The organism is Pseudomonas sp. NPDC088414 (assembly GCF_044753325.1).
Taxonomy (GTDB): domain Bacteria; phylum Pseudomonadota; class Gammaproteobacteria; order Pseudomonadales; family Pseudomonadaceae; genus Aquipseudomonas.
This window is the reverse complement of the sequence record NZ_JBIVMY010000005.1, coordinates 229,933-244,970: the sequence shown is the minus strand read 5'-3', so window position 1 is coordinate 244,970 and position 15,038 is coordinate 229,933. Positions and strand designations below refer to the sequence as shown.

Sequence of the window (15,038 nt, the reverse complement as noted above, 5' to 3'; positions counted from 1 at the left end):
GATCCCATCCCGAACTCAGAAGTGAAACGATGCATCGCCGATGGTAGTGTGGGGTTTCCCCATGTGAGAGTAGGTCATCGTCAAGATTAAATTCCAGAACCCCTGTCTGCTAACGCAGACAGGGGTTTTGTCGTTTCAGGGGTCGCAAAACTCAGACCGCTTTGCGAGCCCTGCTGATGCGCCGGGCTTGCCACTTACGCCACCAGATGTAGACGCCAGTCCCTGACAGGCCTGCGATCATTACACCTAACAACGCAATGATCACTTGTCCGGTGAAACCAATGATCCGGCCGCCATGTATCGGTAACTGCAATCGGTAAAACCGCTCCCCCAATGTCCCTTGCCCGGCAATTTCCTGACCTAATAATCGCCCGTCAGTGCCGTGGAAGAACAACCAGGATTTACCATGCGCTTGAGTGTCGTGTTGCCCGAATCCTGCACCGTAAAAGTTGTACTCAAAGCTGTAATACAACTCCCCGATCGCCGCTGTCAGCCCCAACCTCTTTCCCTCCTGCAATGCCCTTTCGTACGCCTGTTGATAACTCAATTGCGTCACCCCCAACTCGGAAGGAGGCATTCGTCCTCGGGCTTCATAAACGCTCGGCTCAATCGGCGAAAACAGCGACACTGTTGGTTTGAATACCTGACTTGGCAGGTTCATCGCGATACTGCTGACCGCAATCGGTAGCAACAACAACCACAGCCACAATCCCCCCGCACGATGCAGGTCGAAGTTGAGCCGATAAGCGTGCCCGCCCTTGATTTTCCAAGCCGTCGACCATTTCTTCCAGAACGGTTTGCCACGAGGAAATGTCAGCCACAGCGCGATGAAGCAATCGATCACCCAGGCGCTGGCAACCAGACCCATCAACCACAAGCCCCAGTTACCGGGCAGGGTCAGGTTGTAATGAAACTCGAGAATGAACGGAATGAAGTTCTCCCGCGCAAAGCAGCACTCGCCCCAGTAACGTTGGCCTTTCTGCTCGGCATTGACCGGATCCAGATAGAACACCTGATTGCGCTCATCAAACGGTTTGCCTGTCGCCGGGTCGTTACGCGGAACAGCTGCCAATAGCGCGGTATGCCCCAACTCGTCCGGGTACTCCATGTACCAGACCTGCAGCCTCGGATGCGTGGTTTGCACAGCCTCGACCAACGCCCCGGGAGGCAATCGCTGACCCTCTGCGGAGGCTGCATAAAACTGCGGATTCAGCCACTCATCCAACTCATGATTGAACGCCAGAATGCTCCCGGTGATCCCGGCCAGCAGCAAAAACACCGCCGTCGCCAGTCCGATATAGCGATGTAACAACACCAATAATGCGCGCATGAAATTTCCCCACAAAGACGACAAAGCCAGCTCCTGAGCAATCAGGGGCTGGCTTTTTTATGCACAAGGCAAAGGTTTAGAACTGATAGCTGACCGTGGCGGCGACGTTGCGCTCTTCGCCCATGTAGCAGAAGTTCAGACTCGCGCAGGAGGCTACGTAGGATTCATTGGTCAGGTTGTTCGCGTTCAGGCGTACGTCGACGCCTTTCAAGCCAACCTTGCCCAGGTCATAACCGATCGATGCGTCGAACAAGGTGTAGGACGGCACCTTCAGCGTGTTTTCCGCATCCGCCCAACTGTAGCCGACATAGCGCACACCACCGCCCAGACGCAGGCCGTCGAGTGCGGCACTGTCGAATTTGTAGTCAGCCCACAACGAGGCCATGTGCCGCGGTGCCTGAGTTGGCGAGTTGCCCTTGTTCTCGATCACATCGGTCGGCGTGCTCAAGGTGCTGACCATCGACTTCGAATATTCGATATCGGTGAAGGTATAACTGCCGAGTAATTTCAGGTTGTCGGTCAACTGCATGTGCGCCTCCAGCTCCAGGCCTTGCGAGCGGACAGCGCCTACCGCGCGGTAGAAGTTTTCCTGCGGCAGTTTGGTCGCCAGATTCTCTTGATCGATGCGGAACAGCGACGCGGTGAACAGGTTGTCGGTACCTGGCGGCTGATACTTCAGGCCGACTTCCCATTGCGTACCATCGGTCGGTGGCAGAGGATTACCGGCGCTGTCGGCATACGAGTTCGGGTTAAACGATTCGGAGTAGCTGATGTACGGCGCCAGGCCGTTATCGAACAGATACAACGCACCAGCGCGGCCGGTCAGTTTGGTGCGGCGGTCGTTGATTTCCGTGCCCACCGGACGGCCCGCTTCGGCGATACGGTTCTCATCCGACGTCTCGACCCAGTCCTGACGCAGACCCAGCGAAAACCGCCATTGGTCCATCTCGATCAGGTCTTGCAGGTAGACCCCGGTCTGCTCCAGGCGGCGCAGGTAACTTGTGTCGCCGTACATATCGATCGCCGAATTGCCGTAGACCGGGTTGAACGCATTGATCGGCGCCAGACCGCCGCTGGTCCAGTCGACCACCGTTTTGCGCCGCTGATAGTCCGCACCCATCAACACGGTGTGCTTGGTAGCCCCGGTAAAGAATTCGGCCTGCAGCATGTTGTCGACGATGAACGCATGCAGACGTTCATCGCCGCCGGTGTAATAACGGTTCAGTTCGTTGCTGGTTGGTGTCGTCCAGCCATAGGCGTAGACCTGATCCATATTCACTTTGGAATCGAGGTAACGGAAATTCTGCCGCGCCGTGAAGACATCATTGAAACGATGTTCGAACTGATAGCCGAACGACTGCTGATCCCGCGAATACCCATCAATCCCCGGCTCGCCCTCGAAGAAGTGCGGCGAGATGCGATTGCCGTTGCGCTGATGAATCGTCCCGTCCGCCGGCACGCCGCCGTGGTAGCCGCCATCAGGATCATGTTGCAGATACGCCTGCAGCGTCAGCGAGGTGTCTTCAGTGAAATCGATACTCAGGGTCGGGGCGAGGGCGAAGCGTTTTTCCTTGTTGTGGTCGAATTGTGTGTCGGACTGATCCGTCAAACCGGTCAGACGATAGGCAATGCGCTTGTCGTCATCGACCGGACCGCTGAAGTCAAAACCGACTCCGCGCTGACCTTGGGTACCGACCGTGGCCTGAACCTGATGATAGGCCTCGTACAACGGCTTTTTGCTGGTCAGCGCCACCAGTCCACCGGGCGAACTGCGACCGTACAACACCGACGATGGGCCTTTGAGAATATCCACGCGCTCAAGGAAATACGGATCGACCTGCATGGTGCTGTAGGTCCCGCTGTCACCCATCGACTTGAGACCGTCGAGGTAAATATTGTCCACCGAGCCATCGTTGAAGCCGCGCATCGCCACATAGTCGTAGCGATGGGTCGCCCCGTAAGGGTTGGTCAGCACGCCGGGGGTATAACGCATCGCCTGGGAGACGGTCTGCGAGCCTTGGTCATCCATTTGCTCGCGAGTGACCACGGACACGCTTTGCGAAGTTTCCAGCAACGCGGTACTGGTCTTGGTGGCGATCTGACTGTGGGTGGCGTTGTAGCCTTCCATGCTGCCCAGCGCGTTGCCGAGGGCGAAGCCTTTGATGTCGGTGGTCGGCAGCGCCAGTGCGGCGCTATCGCTGACTGAGTGCAGGATGTAGCTGCTGCCGTCCTGGCTGAGCGCTTCCAGCCCCGAGCCGCTGAGCAAATGGCTCAGCGCCTGATCGGTTGAGTATTCGCCCTGTACGCCCGGGGACTGTCGCCCCTGCGTTTGCTGCGGGGTCATCGACAAGGTGATGCCCGCCTGGCGCGCAAACTGGTTCAGTGCTTCGCCCAGCGGGCCTGCGGCGATGTTGTAGCGATGACTGCTCGCTTCACTGGTATTGGCGGCGAGGCTAATGCCAGGCAATGCACCGGCACCCAGAACGGTGGAGAGCAGGGCGGCGCGAATGGCGTGGCGCAGCAGGCCCGATTCGGCAGTGAAATTCAGCGGGTTCTTACAGGTGATGCGGACAGTCATTGTAGGTTTCCGTGGCAAGTCGCAAAGGCTGAGTTGAAGTGCTTACTGACCAAGCCGGACTCGTTGCGAAAACCCGCCAAAATAAATTCAGGCCACTGCTTCCAGCGTGACCCACCAACGGGTGCGATAACGCAATTGCACCGGCAACGTCTGCGGCAGGATGGTCAGCAACTTGTCGGTGTCCTCCAGGCGGAACACTCCGGACAGGCGCAAGTCCGCCACCTGCGGCGCGCACGTCACAAAACCCTGACGATAACGCCCGACTTCATTGAGGAAATCGCCCAGGCGCATATTGCGAGTGACGATCAAACCGTCGACCCACGCACCCGCCTCCATATTCAGTGACAGTGCCGGGCGCACCTGATGGTGATCGATCAGATAGGTCTGCCCGGCGAGCGCCTCGACCGAGGTTGCGCCGCTGCGGATGGCGACGCTCCCGGAGCTGACGGTGAGCCGTGTGCAATCGCTGTCCTGACGCAGGATGAAGCGGGCTTTTACCGGCTCATAAATACCATGACGACTTTGCACGCGAAGTGGCCGGTTGAACGCCGCGCCTTCATCGTTACCGCCGCATGTGACGATGATTTCGCCGCGAGTGAGTTTGATCAGCCGCTGCTGCGCGGTGTAATCCAGATCCACTGCGCTGGCAGTGTTCAGCTCGATCCGCGTGCCATCGGGCAACTGGAAGCTGCGGCGCTCGCCGGTCGCCGTCGCGTAATCAGCGCGCCACTGCTGCCAGACGGAGGTGTCCTTGGCCAGCCATGCCGCAGAGCCCATCAGCACCGCGCCAGACAGCAGCTTCAAGGCTTGTCGCCGCCCCAGCCCTTGCGCACTGTTTTCCAGCGTATTGAACGCCACCTGGGCGCCGGGCACGGCGCGCAGGTTATGGCTCAGTTCGGCCTGCAGCGACTGCACGCGCTGCCAGGCCAGTTCATGTTCATGATGTTCGGCGCGCCACGCGTCGCACTGATGACTCAGGCGCGCATTGCCATGGTTGTTACGCAGCCGCAGCAACCAGTGGATGGCTTGCTTGACCACCTGTTGCTGCGGCGCGGCGCGGCGCGTGACTGAGTTGTTATCCACAGGCATCAACTTGCGTACCGCAACACGTAGCAGTGATACAGCGCATCGGCGACGTAACGTTCGACTGAACGCAGTGACAAGCCCATCTGCGCGGCAATCTGCTTGTGGGTCAAACCTTCGCACTGCGCCAGCAGAAACGCCTGACGCACTTTCGGCCGCAAGCCTTCAAGCATGCGCGCGATGTTCTCAAGCAACTCGATCACCAAGGCGCGGGTTTCGGCGCTCGGGGTTTCGGCTTCGGGCAAATGCGCGATGGTTTCGAGATAGGCGCGTTCGATTTCTTCACGACGCCAATGGTCGATCACCAGGCCACGGGCGATGGTGCGTAAAAATGCGCGAGGCGCCTTGAGTTCCAGGCGTTCGCTGCGCTGCAACAGGCGGACGAAGGTGTCCTGGGCCAGATCTGCGGCATCCGCGGCATTGCCCAGCCGCGCCCGCAGCCAGGCGTTGAGCCAGCCGTGATGACTCCTGTAAAGCGCCTGCACTGCAAACTCAGGTGAGGACATGAACGCGACAGCCCGAACGTCACAAATGATAATTAGTCGCATTTTTATCAGGGGCTGCGAATTTTGCAACCTCTGCTCGGAGATCCAGCAAAAAAACTTCGTGGCGGACGCTCTGGCACGCCGTTCGGCGGGAATCTGACAGAAATGCAGGCCATTTCCCACGCAGCCCTAAGATTTCCGCGAATGGTGCCGACAGACTGGTGAGACATGCGTGCACCAAAGTAGAGCGGCCGTCAGAACGCCGCCTGCGCTGTACATGGAATGTTGCATCCCGGAACGCATCCCCACTTTTGCATAAGAAGTCCCATGAAATGAATCTCAAGTTCAGCCATAAAATCCTGTTGGCCGCCTCGGGCGTCGTGGTCCTGGCTTTCGCTTTGTTCACCCTCTACAACGACTATCTGCAACGCAACACTATTCGCCAGAACCTTCAGTCGTCCGTGCAGCAGGCCGGCGATCTGACCGCCAGCAGCGTGCAGAACTGGATGAGCGGGCGGATTCTGGTGCTGGAAAACCTCGCGCAGAACGTTGCCCATCAGGGCAAGGACGCCGACTTCCCGGGGCTGGTCGATCAACCGGCCTTCACCTCGAACTTCCAGTTCACCTACGTCGGTCAGGCTAACGGTGTGTTCACCCAGCGCCCTGACGCGAAGATGCCCGACGGCTACGACCCGCGTCAGCGTCCTTGGTACAAGCAGGCCGTGGTCGCCGACAAAACCATGCTGACCCCGCCGTACATGGCGGCGGTCGGTGGTCTGGTCGTGACCATCGCCATGCCGGTGAAAAAGAATGGCGAACTGCTGGGTGTGGTCGGCGGTGACCTGAGCCTGGAAACCCTGGTGAAGATCATCAACTCGGTGGATTTCGGTGGCCTCGGCCATGCGTTCCTGGTCAGCGGCGACGGTCAAGTGATTGTCAGCCCGGACAAAGACCAGGTGATGAAGAACCTCAAGGACATCTACCCGAATTCCGGTGTGCGCATCGAGAAGGGCAACCAGAACGTGGTGCTCAACGGCCAGGAACGCATCCTGTCGTTCACCCCGGTCAGCGACTTGCCGAATGCCGACTGGTACATCGGTCTGTCGATCGATCGCGACAAGGCCTACGCCGCCCTCAGCCAGTTCCGTACTTCGGCGCTGATCGCGATGTTCGTCGCGGTCGCTGCGATTGCGCTGCTGCTGAGCCTGCTGATCAACGTGCTGATGCGTCCGCTGACCACCATGGGCCGCGCGATGCAGGATATCGCTCAAGGCGAAGGCGACCTGACCCGGCGTCTGGTGGTGGAAGGCAAGGATGAGTTCGCCGAACTGGGCAGCGCGTTCAACCAGTTCGTCGAGCGCATTCATGCGTCGATTTCCGAAGTGTCGTCGGCCACCCGTCACGTGCACGACCTGTCGCAACGCGTGATGGCCTCGTCCAACGCCTCGATCATCGGTTCCGACGAGCAAAGCGCGCGCACCAACAGTGTCGCCGCCGCGATCAACCAATTGGGCGCCGCCACTCAGGAAATCGCCCGCAACGCCGCCGATGCCTCGCAGCACGCCAGCGGCGCGAGCGAGCAGGCCGATGACGGTCGTCAGGTGGTCGAGCAGACCATTCAGGCGATGACCGAGCTGTCGCAGAAGATCAGCCTGTCGTGCACCCAGATCGAAACCCTGAATGCCAGCACCGACAACATCGGCCACATCCTCGATGTGATCAAAGGCATCTCGCAGCAGACCAATTTGCTGGCGCTCAACGCGGCCATCGAAGCGGCCCGTGCCGGTGAAGCCGGGCGTGGTTTTGCGGTGGTGGCGGACGAAGTGCGCAACCTCGCCCACCGCACTCAGGAATCGGCGGAAGAGATCCACAAGATGATCACCTCCTTGCAGGTCGGTTCGCGTGAAGCGGTGACCACCATGAACGCCAGTCAGGCGTCCAGCGAAGAGAGCGTGGAAGTGGCCAATCAGGCCGGTCTGCGCCTGGTCAGCGTGACCCAGCGCATCGGCGAAATCGACGGCATGAACCAGTCGGTGGCCGCAGCCACCGAAGAGCAGACGGCGGTGGTGGAAACCCTCAACGTTGACGTCAATCAGATCAACCTGCTGAACCAGCAGAGCGTGGCCAACCTCAATGAAACATTGAAGGATTGCGATGCGCTGTCGCAGCAGGCCAATCGCCTGAAGCAGTTGGTGGACAGCTTCAAGATCTGATTTTCAGATTCGAGACCGCGTTATCGTTGATCGCGAGCAGGCTCACTCCTACAGGGGAACGCATTCCAACTGTAGGAGTGAGCCTGCTCGCGATTGCGGTAGCTCAATCACCGCAGAACTGAAGCCTTAAACAAACAGCTTCAGCACATTCCCCATCGCATCATCGGCAAACCCCTGCACGAAATCCTTGAATCCCGGCAGCGCCTCGGCACCTCCGTTGGCCGGCTCGGCAATGATCGTCCAGGTCGCCCGCGACTTGCCCGCCCCCAAAGATTCCACGTTCATCGCCGCCCACAAATTCGCCACGCCCAGCGTGTTGTAGATCGTGGTCCAGGTCATGGCGCGCGCCTGCTCATCGCGGGAGTTGAGTTGCTCGACCACCACGTTGCCGTCCTTGAAGAATTTCTTGCGCAGCGAGGACACACCGTCGCCGGTCATTTCGATGTGCGACAGCGCCGGGATAAAGCGCTCGAAACCGGCGAAATTGCCGACCACCGCCCAGACCTGCGCCGCGTCCGCCGGTACCTCCACCGAAGACACAACGTGGCAGCCGTGCGGGTTTTTGATCAGGGTGTCGGGTTGCAGATTGCTCATGGTGTTGCTCCTTCTTGATGAGTTAGATGAAGTTGATCTGTTTCAGGTAATCGCAGCCGCGACGCAGCAGCGCCGGAGATTTTTCCGGGTACTGCGCACCCATCTGCTGCACACCGGCTTCGGCGTTGGCGTGGCCGATCAGCGAGATGTCGCCGATGTCCTCCTCGAAGCCGTTGAGGTAGAAACCGAGCACGCCGAACAGCGCGTTGTCGGCATCGACCCGGCCCAGTTGCTGCTGCCAGTCGGCGACGCTGACCAGCGAGAACTCGCTGCCGGTTTCGCGGAACGAAGCGACGTAGGCGTCCCAACTCAGCGGCTCGGGATTGTGCAGGTTGAACACCGCTCTTTCGCTCGAGTAACGGCTGGCGTGGAAGGCGATGAAGCGGGCGAGAAAGTCCACCGGCATCAGGTCGAAATTCAGCGCGAAGGCCGGCACCTGTCCGAGCTGGATCGAACCCTTGAGCATCAGCATCAAACGGTTTTTGTGCGGCTGGCAGACGCCGCTCAGGCTGTTGAAGCTGATGTTGCCGGGGCGATACAGATTGACCCACACCCCGCGTTCGCGGGCCCGTTCGAGGATGCGTTCGCCGACCCACTTCGACAGGTTGTAGCCGTTGCGGATGTAGATTGGCGGGGTCGCTGCGGCGGGCAATTCGAGCACGCGGCCTTCGCTATCGACGGTGCTGGAAGCGGACAGCGTCGAGACAAAGTTGAAGACCTTTTTGCTGCGCCCTTCACACAGACGCAGCAGCTCGAAAATCGGCTCGACGTTATCCGCGGCCAGCGACTCGTAATCGAGCACGTGATTGACGTTGGCGGCGTTGTGCACCAGCGCGCCGAACTCGCGATCGAGGCGCTGATAATCGTCATCGGCCAGACCCAGTTGCGGACGGGTGAGGTCTGCCGAATAGATCCGCACCCGACTCAAATCCAGATGCTCCAGACGGTTCTCGCGCAACGCTTGGGCAAAGCGCTGCGCCGCGGTTTGCCCGCTCCCGTCACGCACCAGACACGCCACCTCGCTGGCGCCCCATCCAAGCAGCGCTTCGACGATGTGCACGCCGACAAAGCTGTTGGCGCCAGTGACGATTACCTTGTGCACATCGCCCAGGCGACTGATCAGCAGCGGCTCGATGTTCAGCGGGCGCTCGGCGTCGGCCATGGCCTGGGCGCTGAGCACCGCGCTGTCATCGGTACCGCGCACCAGCGTTGCGAGCTTGATGATGGTCGGCAATTCGATGAAGCGGTTGATCGAGATGCTGCGCCCGAATTCCTCACGCAAGCGCAGCAACATCCGCGACAGCAGGATCGAATGCCCACCGAGATTGAAGAAGCTTTCGTCGGTGGAAATATCGCTGCTCGGCAGCTCCAGCAGTTCTGCCCAGATCTCCAGCAGCAGCGCTTCGTCAGCGTTTGCCGGCAGGCATTTCGGGCCGCTGTCCTGCACGCTCACTGGCAGCTCCAGCAACGCCTTGCGGTCGACCTTGCCGTTGCTGGCGAACGGCATCTGCGCCAGTTCAGTCCATGCCACCGGTTGCATGTAGTCCGGCAGAAACTGCTGGGCATGCGCCTTCAATGCATCGCGAGCGGCGTCCGATTGCGGCTGCGCAAGGAACGCCAGAATTCGCCGCTGACTGTCGATCACCACCGACACCTGACGGTACAACTGGCTCTCGCGCAGGCAGCGCTCAATCTCTTCCGGCTCGACCCGGAAACCACGGATCTTTACCTGATTATCGCGCCGTCCACACAGCTCGATGCCGAGTTCGCCCCACTTGGCCATGTCGCCACTGCGGTAGGCGCGCAAGCTCTCACCGTGCGGCAGTTGCAGGGTCAGATAACGCTCTGCGGTCTGCTGCGGATTGTTCAAGTAACCGAGGCAGACGCCGAGGCCGACGATGAACAATTCGCCGACGGTGTTCTCCGGCACCGGTTGCAAGTCGTCATCGAGAATCAGCACCTGACTGTTGGCAATCGGTGCGCCAAGAGTGCGGTTGCTGTCACCCGGTTTGAGCTGGCGAGCGGTAATCAGCACCGTCGCTTCGGTGGGGCCGTAGAGGTTGTGCAGCTTGCCCTGACGGGTCAGTTGCTCGATGACGAAGGGCTCGCAGACGTCGCCGCCGGTCATCACCTCCACGCCTTGCAGTTGCTCCAACGGCAAGATGCTCAGCAGCGCCGGCGGCAGGAACGCATGGGTCAGTTGCCGACGGCGGATCAGCGCCACCAGTTGCAATGGATCGCGCCGTTGCGTGTCATCCGGCACCACCAGTTCGGCGCCCTGCAGCAGCGTCGGAAAGATGTCGATCAGCGACGAGTCGAAGCTCAGCGAGGAGAACTGCAACACCCGACTCTCGGCGCGCAACTGCACGTAATCGGCGTACCACGCGGTGAAGTGCGCAAGGTTCGCCTGGCTCAGCAGCACACCCTTCGGATGCCCGGTGGTGCCGGAGGTGTAGAGCGCCATGCACGGTGCTTCGAGCGTCGGCCGCTGACGCATCAACGGCAGGTCGAGATCGACGTCCGCGCTGTCGATACGACTGACATCCAACCCGGGCATCGACTCACCGAGCGGATGCTTGCCGTCATGCAACAGCAACACCGCGCCGGCGTTTTGCAGGATGTATTGCTGGCGTTGCAACGGATGGCTCGGCTCCAGCGGCAGATACACGGCGCCACTGCCGAGCACCGCCAGAATCGAGGCGAACAGCGCCGGACTTTTCGGCTGGCAGATGCCCACGATCCACGGCTGCGGATGTTGTTCGAGCAACGGTTGCAGACGTTGCTGGATCGCCCGGCTGTGAGCATGTAACTGACGATAGCTGAGCGACTGCTCGGCGAGGTGCAGCGCCGGTCGTTCGGCGTGTTCGATCAGACTCTCTTGCAGGCGCTCGATCAGCGGGATCTGCGCCTGCTTCAGCAGCACCGAACTGGCCGTGTCGTTGAGGCGATGGACGTAGGCCAGGCTGTCGAGAAACCGCAGGTCCTCCACCTGTTCGAAGTCCGGTGCCGTGGCGGGCATCGCCTGCTGGAAATACTCCGCATCGCGGGAGAAGCGGCTGACCAGCAGCGCGACTTCCTCGACCACCTGCGCCAGCACCCGCTGGCGCAGTGCCTGTCCGTTGCCGGACGGCTCATCGCCAATCGGCACACGGCTGATCAGTGACGAGCCGAGGAAGCACAGCAGGTCGAGTGTCGGCAAACCGCCAAGGCCCGGCGCCCCGATACCCAGACGCAGATGCAAGTGCGGGATGGCGCAGAAATCGCCAGCGCCGATGAAGCCATCGTCGATGATCAGATCCACCGGCGATTGCGCCGTACCGCTGCGTCGTAAGGAATGACCGTGTTGTTCGAGTTCCTGCGCCAGGTCGGTCATGGCCTGGCTGGCGCCAATCAGCAAAATGTCGAGACGTCTCATGTCGGCCTCCTCATCAAACCAGATAGTCACGCAGGGCGTGCTGCACGCAGGGCGTGTCGAGCAGCGAGCTGCTGTGGAAAAACCGCACGATGTTGCCCACCAACGGATGGTGGCGATTGATCGGGAAGGCCAGCCCGGCCATCTCGTCCTTGAGCGAGCGGCGCACTGCCTCGCTGACCGGCAGGGCGTCGATCAGGCGCAGATCGAAGGACTTCTGGATGTCGTTGGTCAGGTAATGGCCGATGAACACCGGCAGGATCTGCGCGATGGTTTCCCGATCCGCGTCATTGGCGGTGTGCCAATAGATGCGCACCATCCGGGCCCAGAAGCTGGAATGCCGACCCTCGTCGAGCAGGTGATCGGCCATCAACCCTTTGATCGATGGCTTGACCGTATCGTCCCGGGCGAACGCCGCGACGTCGCCGGTCACGGTGTTCTCGGCGATGGCCACGCAGATCAGTTCCACCGCGCTGCGCAGGTGCTCGGGCGCCAACGCCACAGCGGCAGGAATCGCCCGGCTCAGTTCGATTTCTGCGGGCAATTCGATCGGCTCGATGCCGGTCATGGCCACGGTCTGCTGCATGAAGTCCATCGCCACCAGTGCGTGGTAATCCTCGTCCACTACCACCGTCATGGCGTCGTAGCGACAGGCGAACGGGAACGGCACGGCGAAGCGATTCTTGGCGATGGCGCGGGCGGTCTGGTCGACGATTTCGGTCTCGAAAATCACCACATCGTTGATGAATTTGTACAGCGTCTGCACCAGGGCGAAATCACGCTGCTGCGGGCATTCGCGCAGGAAGGTTTCGCTGAGCACCAGGGGCTGGCGGCTCAGCGGATAGATCAGGCGCTCATCGTCTTCGAGCACGCGCCGTGGCCGGGTGCGGATGGTGGCGCGGGTTTCCCAGGCGTCGGCGAAGGATTGATAGTCGGCGGCGTTCATTGGGCCACCTCCGCCAAGGGTACACGCATGCTCAGACGCAGGCCGTCCCACAGGGCGATGCGGCTTTCCACCGCCGCGATGGCGCTGGCATAGACCTCGGCTTCGCGCTGCGGATCGCCATCGACCAGGCGTTCCAGCAACTGCTCCGCCGCCGGGCCGTGATCTTCGGAGTCGACCTCGATGTGGCGCTCCAGGTAATAGCGAAAGGTCGGCGCCTGTTCGATGCCGATCCCCCAGTCGTCAAGAATGCGCTGGAACATCGTCGGGATCACGCTCTCGCGGCCATGCAGGAACGCGGCGGCGACGCTGTGGCCCGGTGCATGCAGCGCGGTGTGCAGCGTTTCGCGAACAAATGTCGCCGCAGCCGGATCCACCTCGACGCTTTGCAGGGCGACGTCGTAACTCACGCCTTCCTGTTGCAGCGCGACAAACCGTTCGACCGCCGTGGTGCTCGCACCGACTTCGCGCATCGCGTCCAGGTACAGTTCGAAATGGCTGTAATGCCCATGGGCGGGACGATCATCCGACTCTTCGCCAAGCACGATCTCGTTGATCAGCCGCGCAGCATGCGGATCGCGTGGCGGCAGCCATGGCAGGCGGGTGCAGGTCAGTTCCTGCTGCAGACGTTTGGTCAGCGACATGAAATCCCACACGGCGAATACGTGGGATTCCATGAACCGGCGCAGTACCGATAACGAATCGATTTCAGTGAAGATCGGGTGAACGCTCAATTGAGCTTTTTTCAGGGCGAGTTGTTCTTTAGTTGGCATCATGGCGAACCTCGGTGTTATTGGAATAGAGGGAGTTGCTCGTTCAGTGCATCAACACGGACTTGATTAGTTTGAAATGTTTTCTATTGGCGAACGCAGGCCTCATTCGGATTAATGAAAGTTTGCAAAGTGCATGAAAGGCTCTCGGTCGTGCGTTGGCGACTATTTGCCAAAGCTATTGGCTGACTGCAGAGCTGCGCCGTATTTGCGGGGCGAACCCTGCTCGGCGAGGAAAAGCTAATACATCGTCAAATAACTTAACAAGTTTATTTTTAATTATTTTTAGTTGTATGTTTTTCAAGTATGAGTCGGCCTGGTAAAACTTTTGATTTAAGTTTTACTTGGGCGTAGTTGCTCCTTTCGGCAAATAATGGCCAAAATTGAATACAAGAGTGAATGCCTCACTCAAAGCAACTTAAGCAGCGAAAAATTGATGTGATGTATAGGAATGAAAGTGGGCCGGAAACGGCGCCGTAACTTCCTTTTATCCCGTGGCAAGGCTCCTTCCGTAGGTTCCTGGTGCGGGGACTGCGCCGGCGGTGCGGTGCGTCGCCCGTTCTTCATGGGTTGGCCGTTAAAGAGTGCGGGTAAATTGGCGGGACGGCTATGCCCGATTCGTCCGTAGCGAGCTGCAATGCCGGGCTTGCGGGGCGCTGGGAGGTTAGAGCGAACAGGCGGATCCGCCACCGGGTTTGCGGCAGACCGTAGAGAGGATTTGTAAGCGGGTTATTCGCCGGTCAGCTGCGAGGGCCTGAGACCGGCGTGGAGAGCATCAGCGCACGGCCTTGCGGTTTTGTCCGGCAGGGCTGGCGAGAAAGCGGGTGATGACCTCGACGCCACGGTTGAGGTGATGCGTGAGCAACTTCACCGACAGCTCGACGTCGCGCGCGATCACGGCCTGGAGCATGGCGCGGTGATCTTCCTGGGACAGTTTGCCCAGGCCCATGGCTTCGAGGTTGAAACGCAGAAAGCGCTCCTCCTCGTTGAGGCCGTCTTCGACCAGCCGCAGCAGACGCTTATTCGGTGCCTTGCTGTACAGGGCCATGTGGAACAGGCGATTGAGCCGACCGATTTCGCTGTAGTCGTGCTGGGTTTCGAGTTCTTCGATATAGCCGGCGGCGTGTGCATGATCGGCGCTGGTCAGCAACGGGATCGACTGGCGCATGGCTTCGGATTCGAGGAGGATCCGCAACTCGTAGGTTTCGGTGGCGTCGCCCTGGATCAGCGGCGCAACCACGGCGCCCTTGTGGGTGGTGACGCTCAGCAGTTCCTGCGCTTCGAGCTGACGCAGAGCCTCGCGCACCGGCATGCGGCTGACCCCGAACAGATCGGCCAGATCCTGCTGGCGCAGGGCGGTGCCGCACGGCAAGCGACCGTCAAGGATCGCCGAGCGCAGGGTTTCTTCGATGATCGAGCGGGCAAGGTGTGCGGGGATCGGCCCATCGACTTTGATGCTGTGCAGCGGTTTGGGCTTCTGTGTCACAACTACTCACCCTGAATGACGACGGAATTTGGATCCAAAGACACTAGTGATTGCTCTACAGGTTGTCAAACCATGTAAAGGATTGCTGTCCTGTGTGAAGTTTAGCGCGATGGCGATGATCTCATGGTGCCATTGTTTTTTGCC

10 protein-coding genes and 1 rRNA gene are annotated in these 15,038 nt (G+C 60.0%); 2 read left to right on the top strand and 9 right to left on the bottom strand.

Annotated elements, in window-relative coordinates; translation table 11 throughout:
• A 5S ribosomal RNA gene (rrf, locus tag ACIP8I_RS08670) occupies positions 1-86 on the top strand; the annotation flags it as partial.
• Positions 87-151: 65 nt separating this feature from the next.
• Here rrf and ACIP8I_RS08665 read toward each other — a convergent pair.
• The 4 genes from ACIP8I_RS08665 to ACIP8I_RS08650 all read right to left on the bottom strand — a co-directional run bounded on the left by ACIP8I_RS08665 (position 152) and on the right by ACIP8I_RS08650 (position 5,497).
• On the bottom strand, positions 152-1,330 hold the full coding sequence (locus ACIP8I_RS08665) for a PepSY-associated TM helix domain-containing protein (RefSeq protein ID WP_400760238.1): 1,179 nt from the start codon (positions 1,328-1,330) through the stop codon (positions 152-154).
• Between the two features lie 76 nt (positions 1,331-1,406).
• Positions 1,407-3,908, bottom strand: a complete 2,502-nt coding sequence (locus tag ACIP8I_RS08660; RefSeq protein WP_400760236.1) for a TonB-dependent siderophore receptor — start codon at positions 3,906-3,908, stop codon at positions 1,407-1,409.
• 87 nt (positions 3,909-3,995) lie between these two features.
• Positions 3,996-4,997 carry a FecR domain-containing protein gene (locus tag ACIP8I_RS08655; protein WP_400760234.1) on the bottom strand — a complete coding sequence of 334 codons (1,002 nt, stop codon included), beginning with the start codon at positions 4,995-4,997 and terminating at the stop codon, positions 3,996-3,998.
• On the bottom strand, positions 4,997-5,497 hold the full coding sequence (locus ACIP8I_RS08650; RefSeq protein ID WP_400760232.1) for a sigma-70 family RNA polymerase sigma factor: 501 nt from the start codon (positions 5,495-5,497) through the stop codon (positions 4,997-4,999). Before ACIP8I_RS08650 ends, ACIP8I_RS08655 begins: the two co-directional genes overlap by 1 nt.
• Positions 5,498-5,808: 311 nt before the next feature.
• Between ACIP8I_RS08650 and ACIP8I_RS08645 the strand changes: the two genes are divergently transcribed.
• On the top strand, positions 5,809-7,689 hold the full coding sequence (locus ACIP8I_RS08645) for a methyl-accepting chemotaxis protein (protein ID WP_400760231.1): 1,881 nt from the start codon (positions 5,809-5,811) through the stop codon (positions 7,687-7,689).
• A 126-nt stretch (positions 7,690-7,815) separates the two neighbouring features.
• Here ACIP8I_RS08645 and ACIP8I_RS08640 read toward each other — a convergent pair whose 3' ends face one another.
• The 5 genes from ACIP8I_RS08640 to ACIP8I_RS08620 all read right to left on the bottom strand — a co-directional run bounded on the left by ACIP8I_RS08640 (position 7,816) and on the right by ACIP8I_RS08620 (position 14,894).
• Positions 7,816-8,283 (bottom strand): SRPBCC family protein, encoded by a 468-nt coding sequence (locus ACIP8I_RS08640; protein ID WP_400760229.1) that lies wholly within the window; start codon positions 8,281-8,283, stop codon positions 7,816-7,818.
• Positions 8,284-8,305: 22 nt separating this feature from the next.
• On the bottom strand, positions 8,306-11,698 hold the full coding sequence (locus ACIP8I_RS08635) for an amino acid adenylation domain-containing protein (RefSeq protein WP_400760227.1): 3,393 nt from the start codon (positions 11,696-11,698) through the stop codon (positions 8,306-8,308).
• A gap of 13 nt (positions 11,699-11,711) precedes the next feature.
• Positions 11,712-12,641 (bottom strand): diiron oxygenase, encoded by a 930-nt coding sequence (locus ACIP8I_RS08630; protein WP_400760224.1) that lies wholly within the window; start codon positions 12,639-12,641, stop codon positions 11,712-11,714.
• On the bottom strand, positions 12,638-13,414 hold the full coding sequence (locus ACIP8I_RS08625; protein WP_400760222.1) for a DUF3050 domain-containing protein: 777 nt from the start codon (positions 13,412-13,414) through the stop codon (positions 12,638-12,640). Before ACIP8I_RS08625 ends, ACIP8I_RS08630 begins: the two co-directional genes overlap by 4 nt.
• A 769-nt stretch (positions 13,415-14,183) precedes the next feature.
• On the bottom strand, positions 14,184-14,894 hold the full coding sequence (locus ACIP8I_RS08620; RefSeq protein WP_400760220.1) for a GntR family transcriptional regulator: 711 nt from the start codon (positions 14,892-14,894) through the stop codon (positions 14,184-14,186).
• Positions 14,895-15,038: the final 144 nt, after the last annotated feature.

What these genes read in the sequence shown, in the direction of transcription:
- ACIP8I_RS08640 (WP_400760229.1), bottom strand. Translation starts at nt 8,283, where the DNA reads ATGAGCAATCTGCAACCCGACACCCTGATCAAAAACCCGCACGGCTGC.
- ACIP8I_RS08660 (WP_400760236.1), bottom strand. Translation starts at nt 3,908, where the DNA reads ATGACTGTCCGCATCACCTGTAAGAACCCGCTGAATTTCACTGCCGAA.
- ACIP8I_RS08625 (WP_400760222.1), bottom strand. Translation starts at nt 13,414, where the DNA reads ATGATGCCAACTAAAGAACAACTCGCCCTGAAAAAAGCTCAATTGAGC.
- ACIP8I_RS08665 (WP_400760238.1), bottom strand. Translation starts at nt 1,330, where the DNA reads ATGCGCGCATTATTGGTGTTGTTACATCGCTATATCGGACTGGCGACG.
- ACIP8I_RS08655 (WP_400760234.1), bottom strand. Translation starts at nt 4,997, where the DNA reads ATGCCTGTGGATAACAACTCAGTCACGCGCCGCGCCGCGCCGCAGCAA.
- ACIP8I_RS08630 (WP_400760224.1), bottom strand. Translation starts at nt 12,641, where the DNA reads ATGAACGCCGCCGACTATCAATCCTTCGCCGACGCCTGGGAAACCCGC.
- ACIP8I_RS08645 (WP_400760231.1), top strand. Translation starts at nt 5,809, where the DNA reads ATGAATCTCAAGTTCAGCCATAAAATCCTGTTGGCCGCCTCGGGCGTC.
- ACIP8I_RS08650 (WP_400760232.1), bottom strand. Translation starts at nt 5,497, where the DNA reads ATGTCCTCACCTGAGTTTGCAGTGCAGGCGCTTTACAGGAGTCATCAC.
- ACIP8I_RS08635 (WP_400760227.1), bottom strand. Translation starts at nt 11,698, where the DNA reads ATGAGACGTCTCGACATTTTGCTGATTGGCGCCAGCCAGGCCATGACC.